This window comes from Aeromonas sp. 604443 (genome assembly GCF_049170315.1).
GTDB lineage: Bacteria > Pseudomonadota > Gammaproteobacteria > Enterobacterales > Aeromonadaceae > Aeromonas > Aeromonas veronii_A.
On record NZ_JAAKMI010000006.1, the window covers coordinates 149642 to 163933 of the forward strand.

Annotated in this window: 15 protein-coding genes; 6 read left to right on the forward strand and 9 right to left on the reverse strand. The window is 61.8% G+C overall.

The window, feature by feature from the left end:
• Positions 1-30: 30 nt before the first annotated feature.
• From G5380_RS11005 to lptM, 6 genes are all read right to left on the reverse strand, one after another.
• Positions 31-741, reverse strand: coding sequence for an HAD-IA family hydrolase (locus G5380_RS11005; RefSeq protein WP_421208909.1), 711 nt, complete (start codon positions 739-741; stop codon positions 31-33).
• A gap of 32 nt (positions 742-773) precedes the next feature.
• Positions 774-1751 (reverse strand): tyrosine recombinase XerC, encoded by a 978-nt coding sequence (xerC, locus tag G5380_RS11010; RefSeq protein ID WP_337073095.1) that lies wholly within the window; start codon positions 1749-1751, stop codon positions 774-776.
• A complete protein-coding gene (locus tag G5380_RS11015) occupies positions 1744-2424 on the reverse strand; it encodes a DUF484 family protein (RefSeq protein ID WP_005336370.1) in 681 nt (226 codons plus the stop codon). Before G5380_RS11015 ends, xerC begins: the two co-directional genes overlap by 8 nt.
• Positions 2425-2515: 91 nt before the next feature.
• On the reverse strand, positions 2516-3346 hold the full coding sequence (gene dapF / locus G5380_RS11020; protein ID WP_005336371.1) for a diaminopimelate epimerase: 831 nt from the start codon (positions 3344-3346) through the stop codon (positions 2516-2518).
• Between the two features lie 185 nt (positions 3347-3531).
• Positions 3532-4782: a diaminopimelate decarboxylase gene (gene lysA, locus G5380_RS11025; RefSeq protein ID WP_064335261.1), complete on the reverse strand. Its 1251-nt coding sequence runs from the start codon at positions 4780-4782 to the stop codon at positions 3532-3534.
• Between the two features lie 32 nt (positions 4783-4814).
• Positions 4815-4991, reverse strand: a complete 177-nt coding sequence (gene lptM, locus G5380_RS11030) for an LPS translocon maturation chaperone LptM (RefSeq protein ID WP_019444858.1) — start codon at positions 4989-4991, stop codon at positions 4815-4817.
• 73 nt (positions 4992-5064) lie between these two features.
• On the opposite strand from lptM, the gene cyaY reads away from it, so the two are divergent.
• Together cyaY and G5380_RS11040 are read left to right on the forward strand one after the other, a co-directional pair.
• Positions 5065-5379 carry an iron donor protein CyaY gene (gene cyaY / locus G5380_RS11035; protein WP_069554181.1) on the forward strand — a complete coding sequence of 105 codons (315 nt, stop codon included), beginning with the start codon at positions 5065-5067 and terminating at the stop codon, positions 5377-5379.
• Positions 5376-6029 carry an alpha/beta hydrolase gene (locus tag G5380_RS11040; protein ID WP_421352738.1) on the forward strand — a complete coding sequence of 218 codons (654 nt, stop codon included), beginning with the start codon at positions 5376-5378 and terminating at the stop codon, positions 6027-6029. Before cyaY ends, G5380_RS11040 begins: the two co-directional genes overlap by 4 nt.
• Positions 6030-6099: 70 nt before the next feature.
• Here G5380_RS11040 and G5380_RS11045 read toward each other — a convergent pair whose 3' ends face one another.
• Positions 6100-8619 carry a class I adenylate cyclase gene (locus tag G5380_RS11045; protein WP_421352739.1) on the reverse strand — a complete coding sequence of 840 codons (2520 nt, stop codon included), beginning with the start codon at positions 8617-8619 and terminating at the stop codon, positions 6100-6102.
• A 323-nt stretch (positions 8620-8942) separates the two neighbouring features.
• Between G5380_RS11045 and hemC the strand changes: the two genes are divergently transcribed.
• The 4 genes from hemC to G5380_RS11065 are packed head-to-tail and all read left to right on the forward strand — an operon-like array spanning position 8943 to position 12823.
• Positions 8943-9872, forward strand: a complete 930-nt coding sequence (gene hemC, locus G5380_RS11050) for a hydroxymethylbilane synthase (protein WP_421208942.1) — start codon at positions 8943-8945, stop codon at positions 9870-9872.
• Positions 9869-10603, forward strand: coding sequence for a uroporphyrinogen-III synthase (locus G5380_RS11055; protein WP_257725499.1), 735 nt, complete (start codon positions 9869-9871; stop codon positions 10601-10603). Before hemC ends, G5380_RS11055 begins: the two co-directional genes overlap by 4 nt.
• Positions 10600-11649: a uroporphyrinogen-III C-methyltransferase gene (locus G5380_RS11060; protein ID WP_236341209.1), complete on the forward strand. Its 1050-nt coding sequence runs from the start codon at positions 10600-10602 to the stop codon at positions 11647-11649. Before G5380_RS11055 ends, G5380_RS11060 begins: the two co-directional genes overlap by 4 nt.
• 10 nt (positions 11650-11659) lie before the next feature.
• Positions 11660-12823: a heme biosynthesis HemY N-terminal domain-containing protein gene (locus G5380_RS11065; protein WP_421208911.1), complete on the forward strand. Its 1164-nt coding sequence runs from the start codon at positions 11660-11662 to the stop codon at positions 12821-12823.
• Positions 12824-12893: 70 nt separating this feature from the next.
• Here the strand turns inward: G5380_RS11065 and G5380_RS11070 are convergent, their stop codons facing one another.
• The gene (locus G5380_RS11070; RefSeq protein ID WP_005336384.1) at positions 12894-13145 is read right to left on the reverse strand and encodes a YkgJ family cysteine cluster protein; all 252 of its coding nucleotides are present in this window, start codon (positions 13143-13145) and stop codon (positions 12894-12896) included.
• 134 nt (positions 13146-13279) lie between these two features.
• A complete protein-coding gene (gene glpX / locus G5380_RS11075; RefSeq protein ID WP_005336386.1) occupies positions 13280-14290 on the reverse strand; it encodes a class II fructose-bisphosphatase in 1011 nt (336 codons plus the stop codon).
• Between the last annotated feature and the right edge of the window lie 2 nt (positions 14291-14292).

Below are 14292 nucleotides of genomic sequence, written 5' to 3' on the forward strand. Positions count from 1 at the left end.
CCGCCTGAGCGTGGCCACCCGCCAGCGCCATCAGAGCAGCAGCTCGGCCAGCTCCTCCAGTGCCGTCAGCTCCACGTCCGGCAACAGTTGCAGCTGTTGCCACCGTTGCTGCCGCTCGTTGAGCCAGGCGGCGCGAAAGCCATGCAGACGGGCACCCAGTACATCGGTCTCGGGATGATCCCCCACATGGAGGATCCGCTGCGCAGGCAGCTTGAGGGCACTGCGGGTCTGCTCAAACATATCCGGCGCCGGTTTCATCCTGGCGCCCGCCCCCGCCTTGCAGACCAGCGTGAAGTAGCGATCCAGCCCGGCCTGAAGCAGATCCAGATTGCCGTTGGTGATGACCACCAGCGGGTAGCGTTCGGCCAATCTGGCCAGCAGCTGATGAGTGGACTCGCTCACATCGATCTTCGAGCGCTCTGCCAGAAACGCAGCAAAGACCTGCTCCGCCTCGCGACTGGCCTGCTGGTCGGCCATCCCCCCCTCGACCATGGCGGCGCGGATGGTCTGCTGGCGCGCCAGGCTGACATCGTGGCGCAGCCCGGGGTTGGCCAGCAACACAGCGCGTTTTAGCTCCAGCCAGCGTGGCTTGTCGAGCATGGCTGTCGCCAGATATTCGCTGCGCAGATGGCTCAACATCCACTGCTCGGCCCGCACGATGGCGGGGCCGTTGTCATAGAGGGTGTCATCGAGGTCAAACGAGATGGCAGCAACCGGCTGCCAGCGGCGATAGAAGTGCATGGACTATCCTCTGCAACGGGGCTCAGGGCCCGTTATTCATCGTCCTGCGCATCCGGGTCACGCTTGGCCCTGGGGTGGGCGCTGTCGTAAACCTTGGCCAGATGCTGGAAGTCGAGGTGGGTATAGATCTGGGTGGTGGAGAGGTCGGCATGTCCCAGCAGCTCCTGAACCGCCCGGAGATCGCCGGAAGACTCCAGCATATGGGTGGCGAAGCTGTGGCGCAGCTTGTGGGGATGGACGTGGGCGTTAAGCGCCTGCTTGTTGCCCCAGCCATCGAGGCGGGCCTGCACCGAGCGCGCCGACAGCCGCTGCTTGCGGTTGGAGACAAACAGCGCCTCGCTCTCATCCCCGGCCAGCAGCGGGCGCACCTTGAGCCACTTCTGCAGCCACTCCACCGCCATCCGGCCGATGGGCAGCACCCGCTCCCGCGAGCCCTTGCCGGTCACCTTGAGCTGGCGGTCGTCGAGCTTCAGATCCACCAGATTGATCCCCACCAGCTCGGCCAGACGCAGCCCTGAAGAGTACATCAGCTCCATGATGGCGCGATCCCGCACCGCCAGCGGATCCTGCTCGTCGGTAATGTTGAGCAGCTGGTGCATCTCGTCCACATCGAGGTTTTTCGGCAGCGGCCGCCCCTGTTTGGGGGTGACGATACCGCGAGCCGGATTGGCGGTGAGCCGCCCCTGCCGCACCTGCCAGTCGCAAAAGCTGCGCAGGGCCGAGACCTTGGTGGAAAGGGAACGAGGAGCAAGGCCCCCCTTGTGCATCCGGGTCACCAGAGTGCGCACCTGACTCGCCTCGAGCCGACCCCAATCAGTGAGCCCGAGGGCCACCAGCTCGGCGGTCATCGCCTCCAGATGGGCTTGATAGTTATTGCGGGTATGAGGGCTGAGCTGACGCTCGACCCTCAGGTATTCGATAAAGGCCGCCAGCTCGTCCGCCAGTGCCGCAGGCAGTGGCGGTGCGATGACGGGTGCTTTGGCAGGCGCCTTGGCCGGTGTTCTAGCCATGAGTCAACTCGGGCAGACGCAGTTGCAGCAGGCGCCCCAGTTGGCCCAGCAGCAGGGTGTCGTTGTGGGGAGTAAAGTGGCCGGGATCCGAGCTGGCGAAGGCCAGCACACCGAGATCGCCGAGCCGCATCAGGGCCACCGAGTTGACCAGCACATCATGGCCAAACAGCGCCTGCTTCTCGCTCTGGCTCAGGCGGCCAAAGTAGTAATCCTGCCCCGGCAGACGCTGACCCAGCAGGGATTCGAGCTGCTTGCCCTGCGCCAGAAAGCGCTGCTCGGGCCCGCTCAGGGCAAACTTCTTGGGATTGAGCCAGAGCCGCAGCCCGGTCAGGCGCAGCCGCTGGACAAAGGCCTTGCCCATCACGGCACTTACCTCGAACAGGGTCTGGCAGCCGTACAGCTCGCCGTAGAGATCGGCATAGACCCGGAAGATCCGCTCGTTTTCGCTGGCGATCCCCATCAATTCGGTGATCTCCTGCTCCAGCTGTTCGATCCGCTCGCGCTGACGCTCCAGCTGGCGCTCGACCAGCGAGACCGACCCTTTGCGTTCATGGGGAATGCGGATCCGGTCCAGCACGGCGGCATGGCGTTGGAAAAACTCGGGATAACGGGCCAGGTACTCCAGCACAGTGGCTTCATCCACCGATTGCTCCTGCCGTTTGAGTTCGCTCATAAATTGGTTGATCCATCAGAGAAATGGGGCTCGCTGCCCCGACATCATGGGCAAAGGGGGCCAGCGCCCCCCGTACCTGAACCTTTATCGGCTAAACCTCTATCTGGCCGTCAAACACATGCTCGGCGGGGCCTGTCATGTAGACCGGCTGGCCCGGCCCCTTCCAGGCGATGGTCAGCTTGCCGCCCGGCAGACTGACGGTGACCCGCTCCTTGAGCTTGCCCTGACTGATGCCAATCACCGCCGCCGCACAGGCACCGGTGCCGCAGGCCAGGGTCTCGCCACAGCCCCGCTCGAATACACGCAGCTTGATCTCGGTGGCGTTGACCATCTCCATGAAGCCGACGTTGACCCGCTCAGGGAAACGCTCGTGGCGCTCCATGATGGCACCGAGCGTCTCGACGGGCGCATCGGCGACCGAAGGCACCTCGATGACGCAGTGGGGATTACCCATGGAGACCACGCCACACATCACGGTATGCTCCTGCGCCCGCAACAGATAGGTTTTCTCTGCCTTCTGGGCCCGGAACGGGATCTTGCCCGGCTCAAACTGGGGAACACCCATGTTGACCGTGACCTGATTCTCCCCCTCCAGCTGCAACACGATGCGACCCCGGGCGGTACTGACCGCGATGCGATCCCGGTTGATCAGCCCCTTGAGACGCACGAAACGGGCAAAACAGCGGGCGCCGTTGCCGCACTGCTCCACCTCGCTGCCATCGGCATTGAAAATGCGATAGTGAAAGTCGAGTTCAGGGTCATAGGGCGGCTCCACCAGCAGCAGCTGGTCAAAGCCGATCCCGAAGTGGCGATCTGCCAGCTTCTTGATGACGTCATTGCTGAAAAATACCTTCTGGGTGACGCCATCCACCACCATGAAGTCGTTGCCCAAGCCATGCATCTTGGAAAAATCTATCAACATCGTGCATTCCTGTGCTGTTAGGGCTGTAAAAATTCACCGAACCAAGGGTCGCTAAACGCCATGAAGTCGTTGTCCAAAGCCCCATGCATCCTGGAACAATCTGTCAACATCGTGCATTCCTGTGCTGTTAGGGCTGTAAAAACTCACCGTCAACCGTTATGAAATCATTGTCCCAGCCTGCGCCATCAGGGCAGCAGGTGCTCACCACGCCAGAGATCGGCCAACTGCTCACGCTCGCGGATCAGATGTGCTTCGGCACCATCCACCAGCACTTCGGCTGCGCGCGGACGGGTGTTGTAGTTGGATGACATGGTAAAGCCGTAGGCTCCGGCCGAACGCACCGCCAGCAGGGAGCCTTCGGCAATGGCCAGGGTGCGCTCCTTGCCGAGGAAGTCGCCGGTCTCGCACACCGGGCCCACCACGTCATAGAGCGCGGGAGCATGACCGGCGCGGCTATCCACCTCGATGATGTTCATCCAGGCGCCGTAGAGCGAGGGGCGCAGCATGTCGTTCATACCGGCATCGATCAGCGCGAAGTTGCGGGTCTCGCCCGGCTTGAGGTACTCCACCCGGGTCAGCAGCACGCCGGCATTGGCGACGATGGCGCGGCCCGGCTCGAACAGCAGGGTCAGATCCCGGCCCGCCAGCTTCTGCTTCAGCGCTTCGGCGTACTCGGTCGGATGGGGCGGCTGCTCGGAACCGTAGTTGACCCCAAGGCCGCCCCCCACGTCCAGATGATGGATATGAATGCCTTCCGCTGCCAGACCGTCGATCAGCCGCAGCAACTTGTCAGCCGCTTCCATAAAGGGATTCAATTCAGTGAGTTGCGAGCCGATATGGCAATCCACCCCGACGATTTCGATGTTCGCCATCGCGGCCGCCTTGCGATAGATGGCGGGCGCCAGCTCGATGGGAATGCCGAACTTGTTCTGCTTGAGGCCAGTGGAGATATAGGGGTGAGTACCGGCATCGATATCCGGATTGACCCGCACCGAGACGCGGGCCTTCTTGCCCATGCTGCCCGCCACCCGATTGAGGCGCTCCAGCTCGGCTTCCGACTCCAGATTGAAGCAGAGGATCTCTTTATCCAGCGCAAGGCGCATCTCCGCTTCGCTCTTGGCGACCCCGGAGAAAACCACCTTGGCCGGATCACCGCCCGCCGCCAGTACCCGCGACAGCTCGCCACCGGAGACGATGTCAAACCCCGAGCCCAGACGGGCCAGCAGGTTGAGCAGCGCCAGATTGGAGTTGGCCTTCACCGCATAGCAGATCAGATGGGGAATATCGCCAGCGGCCTTGTCGAAGGCGTGCCAGTGGCGCTCGAGGGTCGCACGGGAGTAGACGTAAAGCGGGGTACCGTACTGCTCGGCAAGCTGTTGCAGCGAGGTTTGCTCGGCCTGAAGCTGGCCGTCGGCGTCGTAGTTAAAGTGATCCAAGGGGGCGGTTCCTTCCTAGAATGGGTGCGGCATTAGTGCGGCGCGGCCTCGGTGGCAGCCTCAGTGGTCGCAGGCGGCGCTGCTTGCGGTGTACTCTGGCTCTGTGGCTGCTCGGGGGGCGGCATATAGAGCGGCCCCTTCAGACCGCACGCGGCCAACCCGAGGGACAGAAGAGTGGCAAGCAGACACTTGGTGAACTGGGTGATCATAATGGTTCGCTGCGAAAAAATTTTTGGCCCTCTATAATCGCACTCACATTGTTAAAAGCAACAGGATAAACCGATGAAGGATCACGAGTATCACGCCCTGACCGACGCCTTTTTCCAATATGTGGAAGACACGCTCGACGAGGGGTATCCGGATATCGACTGCGAACGCAACGGTGGCGTATTGACCCTCTCTTTCGAGAACAAGACCAAGGTCATCATCAACAAGCAGGAGCCACTGCATCAGATTTGGGTCGCCACCCGCGAGAACGGCTTCCACTTCGAACTGCAGGGTGACACCTGGATCGACAACCGTTTCGGCCACGAGCTCAAGGCGCTGCTGAGCCAATCCTGCACCGCCCAGGCGGGCGAAGAGGTGGTGTTCCCATGACCGACCTGCACCCGCAGGGCGCCCGTCACGCGGTGATCTGGCTGCACGGGCTGGGTGATTCCGGCGCCGGTCTCGCCCCGCTGGTGGATGCGCTGGATCTGCCCGCCGACTTGCCGGTGCGTCACCTGTTGCCGGATGCGCCGGAGCGCCCCATCACCATCAACATGGGCTACAAGATGCGCGGCTGGTACGACATCAAGAGCTTCGAGGACCCCGCCGAGCGGGCCGTGGAGTCCCATGTCCGTGAATCGGCCAGCCAGATCAGCGCCCTGCTGGATCAGCTGGTCGCCGAAGGGTTTGCCCCCGAGCATATCGTGCTGGCGGGTTTCTCTCAGGGCGGGGTGATTGCCTCCTTCACCGCGCTGCGCTATCCGGCACAGCTGGCAGGCCTGCTCTGCATGTCCACCTATCTGGCCGCCCCCGACAAGCTGGCAGACGAGATGAGCGAGGCCGCTCGCACCCTGCCCATCTGCTACATGCACGGCATCTACGACGATGTGGTGAGCCTGTCGCTCGGTTGGGATGCCAAGAACCGGCTGGAAGAGATGGGGCTCGCCCCGGAGTGGCACGAATACCCGATGCGCCACGAGATCTGCCGCCCGCAACTGGGCGACATTCGCAGCTGGCTGCTGGCCCGCCTCGGCGCCTGAGCAACCGCAAACGGCCTGCAACTGCAGGCCGTTTTTATTGCTGTGCTCTCAGGATGCGTATCCGCAGCGGCTAACCCACATCGCGGGTCGGCGGCACCTGTTCACGCCCCGCCCCCTGGCTGCGGTAGGGAATAACCGCCAGCTCGCCATTGTGCTGCACTATCTCGTAGTACTGGGGCAGGTTGAAGTTGATGAACTGACCGTCATCGCTGAATCGCTCGTGATTCGAGGTGTAGAAGCGGTTCACGCCGGAGACCAGCTCATCCTTGTTGCCGGCAAAGTGCTGGTAGATCTCGACCCGGTTCGCCTCATCGAGGATATAGATGTTGGTGCCCGCATCCCGGGTATCGAAGAAGAACTGCACCAGCCCCTCGCTGGCGTAGGCATCGACGATGCTCGGCAGATGCTGGCTGTGGGTCTTGTCGAGCCGCAGCGGCAGGTGATCCAGCTTGTTGTGGGAGATGTGGCGGTAAAAATCGATGGCGTTTTCCAGCTTCTTCACCGACACCCCGCGCCGCTCGAAGAAGATGCCGTACTTCTCCTTACCGAGCGCCATGGTCTTGACCAGCTGCTGCTTGTCGCGGGCCAGGCGCAGATCGATACACTCGGCCACCAGCGTCTGGAAGCGGGAGCGCACCAGAGAGCGGAAGTGCTGGCTGTAGCAGAACACCTCGATCATCTCGGGAGCGGCGGCATCCTGATGCATCTTGCCGAGGATAGTGGTGAGGGCATCGACCACAGCTTCATCCCCCTGGAAGTGCAGAGTACGGATCTCGCTCCAGGAGTTGCGATAGACCAGATCCACCGAACCGACCAGACACTCCTGATTGCGGCCAAACGAGAAGACATCCACGGTATTGGCGTCGAACTCGATCACCTGCCCGACCCAGTGGCTGGTCGGATCCATCTCCAGGTTGAGGAAGATGGAGAGCTGGCGAATTTCGCACGGCCGACTGAGCGCAAGGTTGGTGGCGAGCGGGTACTTCTCGGGGAAGCAGCCGGAGAGATCGCGACAGAACTGGTGCAGATTGTCGATGTGCAGATCCGACCCCTGATTGAAGAGGTGCACCCGCGACTGGGGCGTCAGCAGATCGTTGAAATAGGCCCAAGAGACCAGCTTGCTGATGTAACCGTTGAACTCCAGCGGCGCGCGGCCAATGATGTCCACCGGCTCCAGCGAATGCTTGTAGAGATACCAGCCGGCGCGATTGAGACGACCGTGCGGCACCTGCACGAAGCTGAGATCCGGCTCGCTCAGATCCGGCGCTATCTTGAGGTTCACCCGCTGCACCTTGCCCGGCAGGCTCTCGAAAGCGGCATAGAGCTTGCGCGACAAGATGCCGATATCTTCCGGGTTGATCGACTCGCTGATGTTGTTGCGGCGGGCGAACTGGATCAGGTTGCGGTAGCTCTGCATCAGGGCTTCCAGCAACTCGGCATGGGCGATCTTCACCTCCTCGACCTTCCACTCGTGGCGGTGATCGAGATGGTACAGCTTCTCCTGACTCCAGCCCCAGTAAGAGACCAGCTGGCTCATCTGCTCGCGGCGCCACTCGGGGGAGTGATCGTCCTTGGGATGGCTGAGGCCATCGCACACCTTGAGGTAGAAGCAGCGGCGCACCAGATCGAGTCGCGCCATGTCACCGATGGACTTGAGGTAGTTGGTCACCTTGTCCAGCATCAGACAGTAGTTGTCGAGCCGGTAGTGCATCCCCTCGTTGTGCTGGAACCAGTCGCGGCCAATCATCGAGAGCAGGCGGGTATTGGGGTACTCGTGGGAGTAGGCTTCCATCAGTACCGACTTGAGCACGGCTTTATAGGGAGAGTCGATCCCCTTGTAGAGCTGCCACAGGGCCGAGCCGAAATACTCCTCGGCCGGGATCCGGTTAAAACTGCCCAGATCGAGCCAGTCATCCTGATCGAGCTGGCCGCTCTCGAACAGCCCGTTCACATACTCGTCGTAGTGGTCGTCATATTCGACGGGCACCAGATACCAGATAAGCCGCTTGCCGGCGATATGCATGGCGCTGCGGTAGAACTCGTCGAGCAGCAGCAGATGCTGGGCGCTGCCACAGCTCTCCCCCTGCATCTCGGCATCGTTGGTCTGGCGGAACTTGTCTTCCGGGATCAGGAAGAAGTTGAGATCGACCCCGCGCTGTTCCGCCCACTTGGAGAGTTGCTGGCACTTCTGCTCCAGCAGATCGAGCCGTTCCTGCGACAAGCCAGCTACGTGGCAGACCCAGATATCGAGATCGGAGTGGCAGCACTGCCCAATGGAAGAGGTGCTGCCCATGGAGTAGAGCCCTTGAATGGCTCGGTCATGGGTCGCAAGCCCGTTGAGACAATTGGCATTCTGACAGAGGTCATCGATGAAGGCTTGCTGTTCTGGGGTGGTGCTGAAACTCCAGATGCCATGAGGGACATCACCGGAAACATAGCCAGGCAACAGGGGATGATTGAAGTGCAGCATGACCGGCAGCAGTTGAAATACCTGCTGCCCGTAGCGACTCATGAGGCCCAGCGCCCGTTGCGTCTTGAGACGGGTAATATCGTCATAACGCGCAACCAGCGTATCGATGTGTTCCTGCAATGCCCTGCCTATCACCTAAGTGAAAATGACGCACCAAAAGGGGGATACGTCAAAAAAGTGTGATCATGTTAACAATGCAAACAGCGGTGGTAAACAAGCCTTCAGCTAAACGCCAGATTATTTCTGGTATGACCACATCAAGTATCAGGGGAAATCATTAAATCCCAATACATTCAATGAATTAATCAACACCGCTTGCTTAATGAAAATCATTTTCAGCATGCATTTTTGAGCTTGGCCCCGCTTTTGCCGGCTCCGCCATGAAAGCCCGGGCAAAGGGTGGTAATATCGATTTCCTTCTAAAAATGAAACAACTGATTGATATGGCAGCCCGAACCCTGAAAATTGCCACTCGCAAGAGCCCGCTGGCCCTGTGGCAGGCCAACTTTGTCAAAGACCGGCTCGAAGCCCTGCACCCGCAGTTGCAGGTTGAACTGGTGCCCATGAGCACTCAGGGTGACAAGATCCTCGATACCCCGCTGGCCAAGGTCGGTGGCAAGGGATTGTTCGTCAAGGAGCTGGAGACCGCCATGCTGGAAGGACGGGCCGATATCGCCGTTCACTCCATGAAAGACGTTCCGGTGGAGTTCCCCGAGGGGCTAGGCCTGCACACCATCTGCAAACGGGAAGATCCCCGCGATGCCTTCGTTTCCAACCGTTTCAAGGCCATTGCCGAACTTCCGCAAGGGGCCGTTGTCGGCACCTCCAGCCTGCGCCGCCAGTGCCAGCTGCGCGCCGCCCGCCCGGATCTGGTGATCCGCGACCTGCGTGGCAACGTCAACACCCGCCTCGCCAAGCTGGATGCCGGTGAGTATGACGCCATCATCCTCGCCGCCGCCGGTCTGAAACGACTGGAGATGGCGCACCGCATCACCGCCTTTATCGAGCCGGAGCAGAGCCTGCCGGCCAACGGTCAGGGGGCTGTCGGCATCGAATGCCGCCTCGACGATACTGAGCTGCACGCTCTGCTGGCGCCGCTGGAGCACGCCGAGACCCGCGCCCGGGTGCTGACCGAACGCGCCATGAATCGCGCCCTGCAAGGGGGGTGTCAGGTGCCTATCGGAGCCTACGCACTGGTCGAGGGCGAGCAGATCTGGCTGCGCGGTCTGGTGGGTAGCCCTGATGGCACCCAGGTAATCCGCGACGAGATCCGCGGTCCGCTGGCCGATGGTGAGGCCCTCGGCGAGCAGCTGGCCCAGCGCCTGCTGGCCGCCGGAGCCGACGAGATCCTGGCCGAGGTCTACCGCGCATGATCCCGTTGGTGGTGCGTCCGGCCACTCAGGCCGCCGAGCTGGTGCAGTTGCTGCGCCAGCACGGCCATGCACCACTCTGCTGCCCGCTGCTGGAAACCGTGGCGGGCAGCGAACTCCCTCTCCTGCCCGACCTGTTGCGCAGTGCTGACGCTGTTATCGCCGTCAGCATCCATGCCGTTCATTTTGCACACGATTTTCTGTTGCAAACTGGTCAGACCTGGCCACATATTGAGTACTTTGCGGTAGGTCAGGCCAGCGCAGATGCGTTTGCCGCCATAGGCATCACGGCAAGTTGCCCAGATGACCCGCGCAGCGAAGGGCTGCTGGCCCTGCCCGCCCTGCAGCAGGTAGCAGGCAAACGGGTACTGATCCTGCGCGGCAATGGCGGGCGGGATCTCATCGCCAGCACACTGGCCTCACGCGGTGCTCTGGTGCACTATTGTGCGGCCTATGAGCGCCACTACCCCGAGCTGGACGGGGAGACATTAACCCGCCACTGGCAGGCAGCTGGGCTGGACAGCCTGCTCATTACCAGTGGTGAACTGCTGCAACGGCTGCTGGAGCTGGTTCCCGACCACCAGCGGCCCTGGCTTTTTGACCGCCTGCTGGTGGTCCCCAGCCCGCGCGTGGCCGAGATGGCCCACTCCGCGGGCTTTATCCATATCACGATTGCCCAAGGTGCATCCAACCAGGCCCTGACGGCCGCACTGGAACTGAGGAAGATGGAATGACAGAACAACAAGAATCCCAGGTCAAACCCCAGCCGACCGCTGCGGTCAATGGCAACAAGAGCCGCTCCGGTGCCGTACTGGGAGGGGTCGCCATCCTGCTGGCCCTTGGCCTGACCGGCGGTCTCTATCTGCACGGTCACAAGAATGCGGTAGCCCAGCAGGCCGAACTGGCCCAGCTCAAGCAACAGCTGGCGAGCGCCCTTAGCAAGATCGACCAGACCAGCAGCAAGGATGCCGAGCAGCTGGCCGCGCTGGATCAAACCCAGCAGCGGCTGCAGGGGGAGATGCAGGGTCTGCAGAACCGGGTACTGGACCTGAATGACAAGCGCCCCAACGACTGGATGCTGGCCGAATCCGAGTATCTGGTACGGATGGCGGGCCGTAAACTGTGGCTGGAGCATGACCTCGTCTCCGCCATCACCCTGCTCGGCAATGCCGACGAGCGGATCGCCGCCCTCAACGACCCCAGCCTGATGCCGATCCGCAAGGCGCTGGCCGAGGATATCGCCAAGCTCAAGGGGATGCCGCGCATCGACCGCGAGGGGCTGACCCTCAAGCTGGCCGCGCTCTCAGACCAGATCGAGCTGCTGCCCCTCTCCACCGTCAGCATGCCGGAAGCCAAGGCCGAGCCGGATCAGGCGGTCAGCGCCAATCCCGACGAGTGGGAGAGCAACCTGAAGAAGAACTGGGTCAAGTTCACCGAGAACTTCGTCACCATCCGTCGCCGCGATGGCGCGGTCGAGGCGCTGCTCTCGCCGCAGCAGGAGATCTTCCTGCGTGAAAACCTCAAAACCAAGCTGTTGCAGGCCCAGCTCTCCGTCTATCGCGAGCAGCAGGCGCTCTACGAAGACAGCCTGGACAAGGCCCAGCGCTGGCTGACCCAGTATTTCGACACCGACAACAGCGCCACCCGCTACATGCAGGGCGAGATCGACAAGCTCAAGGGTGAGCAGATCCAGATCGACTATCCGGCCCAGTTCAAGACCCAGGCCATGCTGGAGCAGGTACTGACCGAACGCCTGCAACGCATTCTGGCCAGCAGCTGAGGAGGGCACCATGATCCGTATAATCATTCTGGTCGCCGTGATGGTCGCAGGGCTGATCTTTGGCCCGCAAGCCTCCGGCAACAAGGGCTATGTGCTGATTGCCCTTGGCAATTACACCATCGAATCTTCCGTAACCAGCGCGGTGATCCTGGCCGTGCTGTTCTACGGCGCCCTGCTGATCGTCGAGTGGCTGCTGGGTCGGGTATTCGGCCTGCGCCGCAAGACCCTCGGCTGGTACGGCTCGCGCCGCCGCCGCAAGGCCAATCAACAGACCGTCGCCGCCACCCTGGCAATGGCCGAAGGGCACTACAGTCAGGCTGAAAAGCTGATGATCAAGGGGGCCAGCAACAGCGACACCCCGCTGCTCAACTACCTGAGCGCCGCCAAGGCGGCACAGGCCCGTGGTGACGACGCCCGCCGGGATCAATACCTGCAAAAAGCGCAGGAGGAGAATCCCAAAGCCGAGCTGGCGCTCACCCTGACCCAGACCCAGTTGCAGATCGAGCAGGGCCAGTACGATACCGCGCTGGCGATGCTGGAGTCGGTCTACGCCCTCAACCCGCGCCACCCCATGGTGCTGGATCAGCTGCGTCAGGTACATCTGGCCCGTCAGGACTGGAGCGCCCTGTGCGACCTGATACCGGCGCTGCACAAGGTGGGCAAGCTGACCCCGAAACAGGAAGAAGATCTGCTGCAACAGGCTTGGTCTGGCCGCCTGCAACAGGCTGCCGGCAGCCTCGAGACCCTCAAAGCGGTATGGCAGGATCTGCCGCGCAAGCTGCGCCTCGAGCCAGAACTGCTGGCCTGCTACGGCGATCTGCTGCGCCAGCTGGGTGCTGACAGCGAGGCTGCCACCCTGTGGCAGGAGGCGCTGCGCAAACAGCCGATGCCCCAGTTGCTGGCTCGCCTGCCCAAGCTGAAACTCGACAGTTACCAGCCGCTGCTGGCGCTGCTGCAAAAACAGCAGGGACAACCGGAAGTGGACACCGCACTGGCCCAGCTCTATCTGCTGGCAGGTCAACTGGACGATGCCCAGAAGCTGCTGGAACAGGAGGTGGAGCGGGCGCCGAGCGCCGCCGCCTATCACGCTCTCGGCCAGCTGATGGACAAACGCCGCCTCACCAACAAGGCCAACGAGTACTATCGTCAGGCACTGGAACTGGCGGGGATCTGATCCCCGGCAAACAGAAACGCGAGAGGCCGCATGATGCGGCCTCTTTTTTTATCTCTTCGCCCTGCCCTCGTCAGGTGGTGAGCCGCTCCAGCTCGCCGATCAGCCAGATGGCCTCGGCACGGTGGCTGCCGCACACATCCATCATGGGGCGGAAACCGCCGCACACCGCTGGCCGCTCCGGTTGACCGAAGATCTTGCAGCCAAGGGCGCTATCGAGCTGGATACAGGGGACGCCAGCCGGTTTGCCATCTGGCATACCGGGAATGGCACTGCTGATACTGGGGGCGATGCAACAGGCAGCGCAGCCGCTACGGCACTCCATAGACTCCACTCCTTTGGGACGGTCTGAGCCACCATAGCCGAAGCGGCGGCACAAACGTAGCTGGCGCACAAGAAAAAGCCCGACCGCACGGGCGATCGGGCTTCAGACAACACAGCCGGTTCAGCGAGCCATCATCACAGGATGATATCGCGTACCACGCTGTCTTTGCGCTCAAGATAATGGATCGACTTGATACGACGAATGGTGCGCGACTTGCCACGGATCAACAGAGTCTCGGTGGTCGCCATCACGCCATCGCTGGTGATGCCATCCAGCAGATCACCCTTGGTGATGCCGGTAGCGGAGAAGATGACGTTGTCATTCTTCGCCATGTCTTCCAGCTTGAGCACCTTGTTGACATCGATGCCCAGCGCTTCGCAGCGGGCAATTTCCTGCTCGCCCAGCGCACGCACTTCCGGGCTGTCACCCTTGACGCGGTGACGCGGCACCAGACGGGCCTGCATGTCGCCATCCAGCGCGCGGATCACCGCCGCGGAGATCACCCCTTCCGGTGCGCCGCCGATGCCATACAGCATGTCGACTTCGCTGTCCGGCAGACAGGTGAGGATGGAGGCGGCAACGTCACCATCAGGAATGGCGAACACCCGCACGCCCAGACCCTGCATCTCCTTGATTGCCTTGTCATGACGCGGCTTGGCCAGGGTAATGACAGTCAAACGGGAGAGCGGCTTGCCCAGCGCCTTGGCCACGGACTTCAGGTTCAGCTCGAGAGCCTGATCCAGGTCGATGGCGCCTTTGGCCTTGGGCCCGACGATCAGCTTTTCCATGTACATGTCAGGTGCTTTCAGGAAAGAACCCTTGTCGCCCACCGCCAGCACGGCCAGCGCGTTGGCCTGACCCATGGCGGTCATGCGGGTACCCTCGATGGGATCGACCGCGATATCCACCGCGTCGCCGTGTCCGGTACCGACCTTCTCGCCGATATAGAGCATCGGCGCTTCATCAATTTCACCTTCGCCGATCACAATCTCACCATCGATCTCGATCTGGTTGAGAATGTGGCGCATGGCCGCTACGGCCGCCCCATCAGCGATATTCTTGTCACCACGTCCGAGCCACTTGTAGCCAGCCAGTGCAGCCGCTTCCGTCACTCGGGAAAACTCGATTGCCAGTTCACGTCTCATCG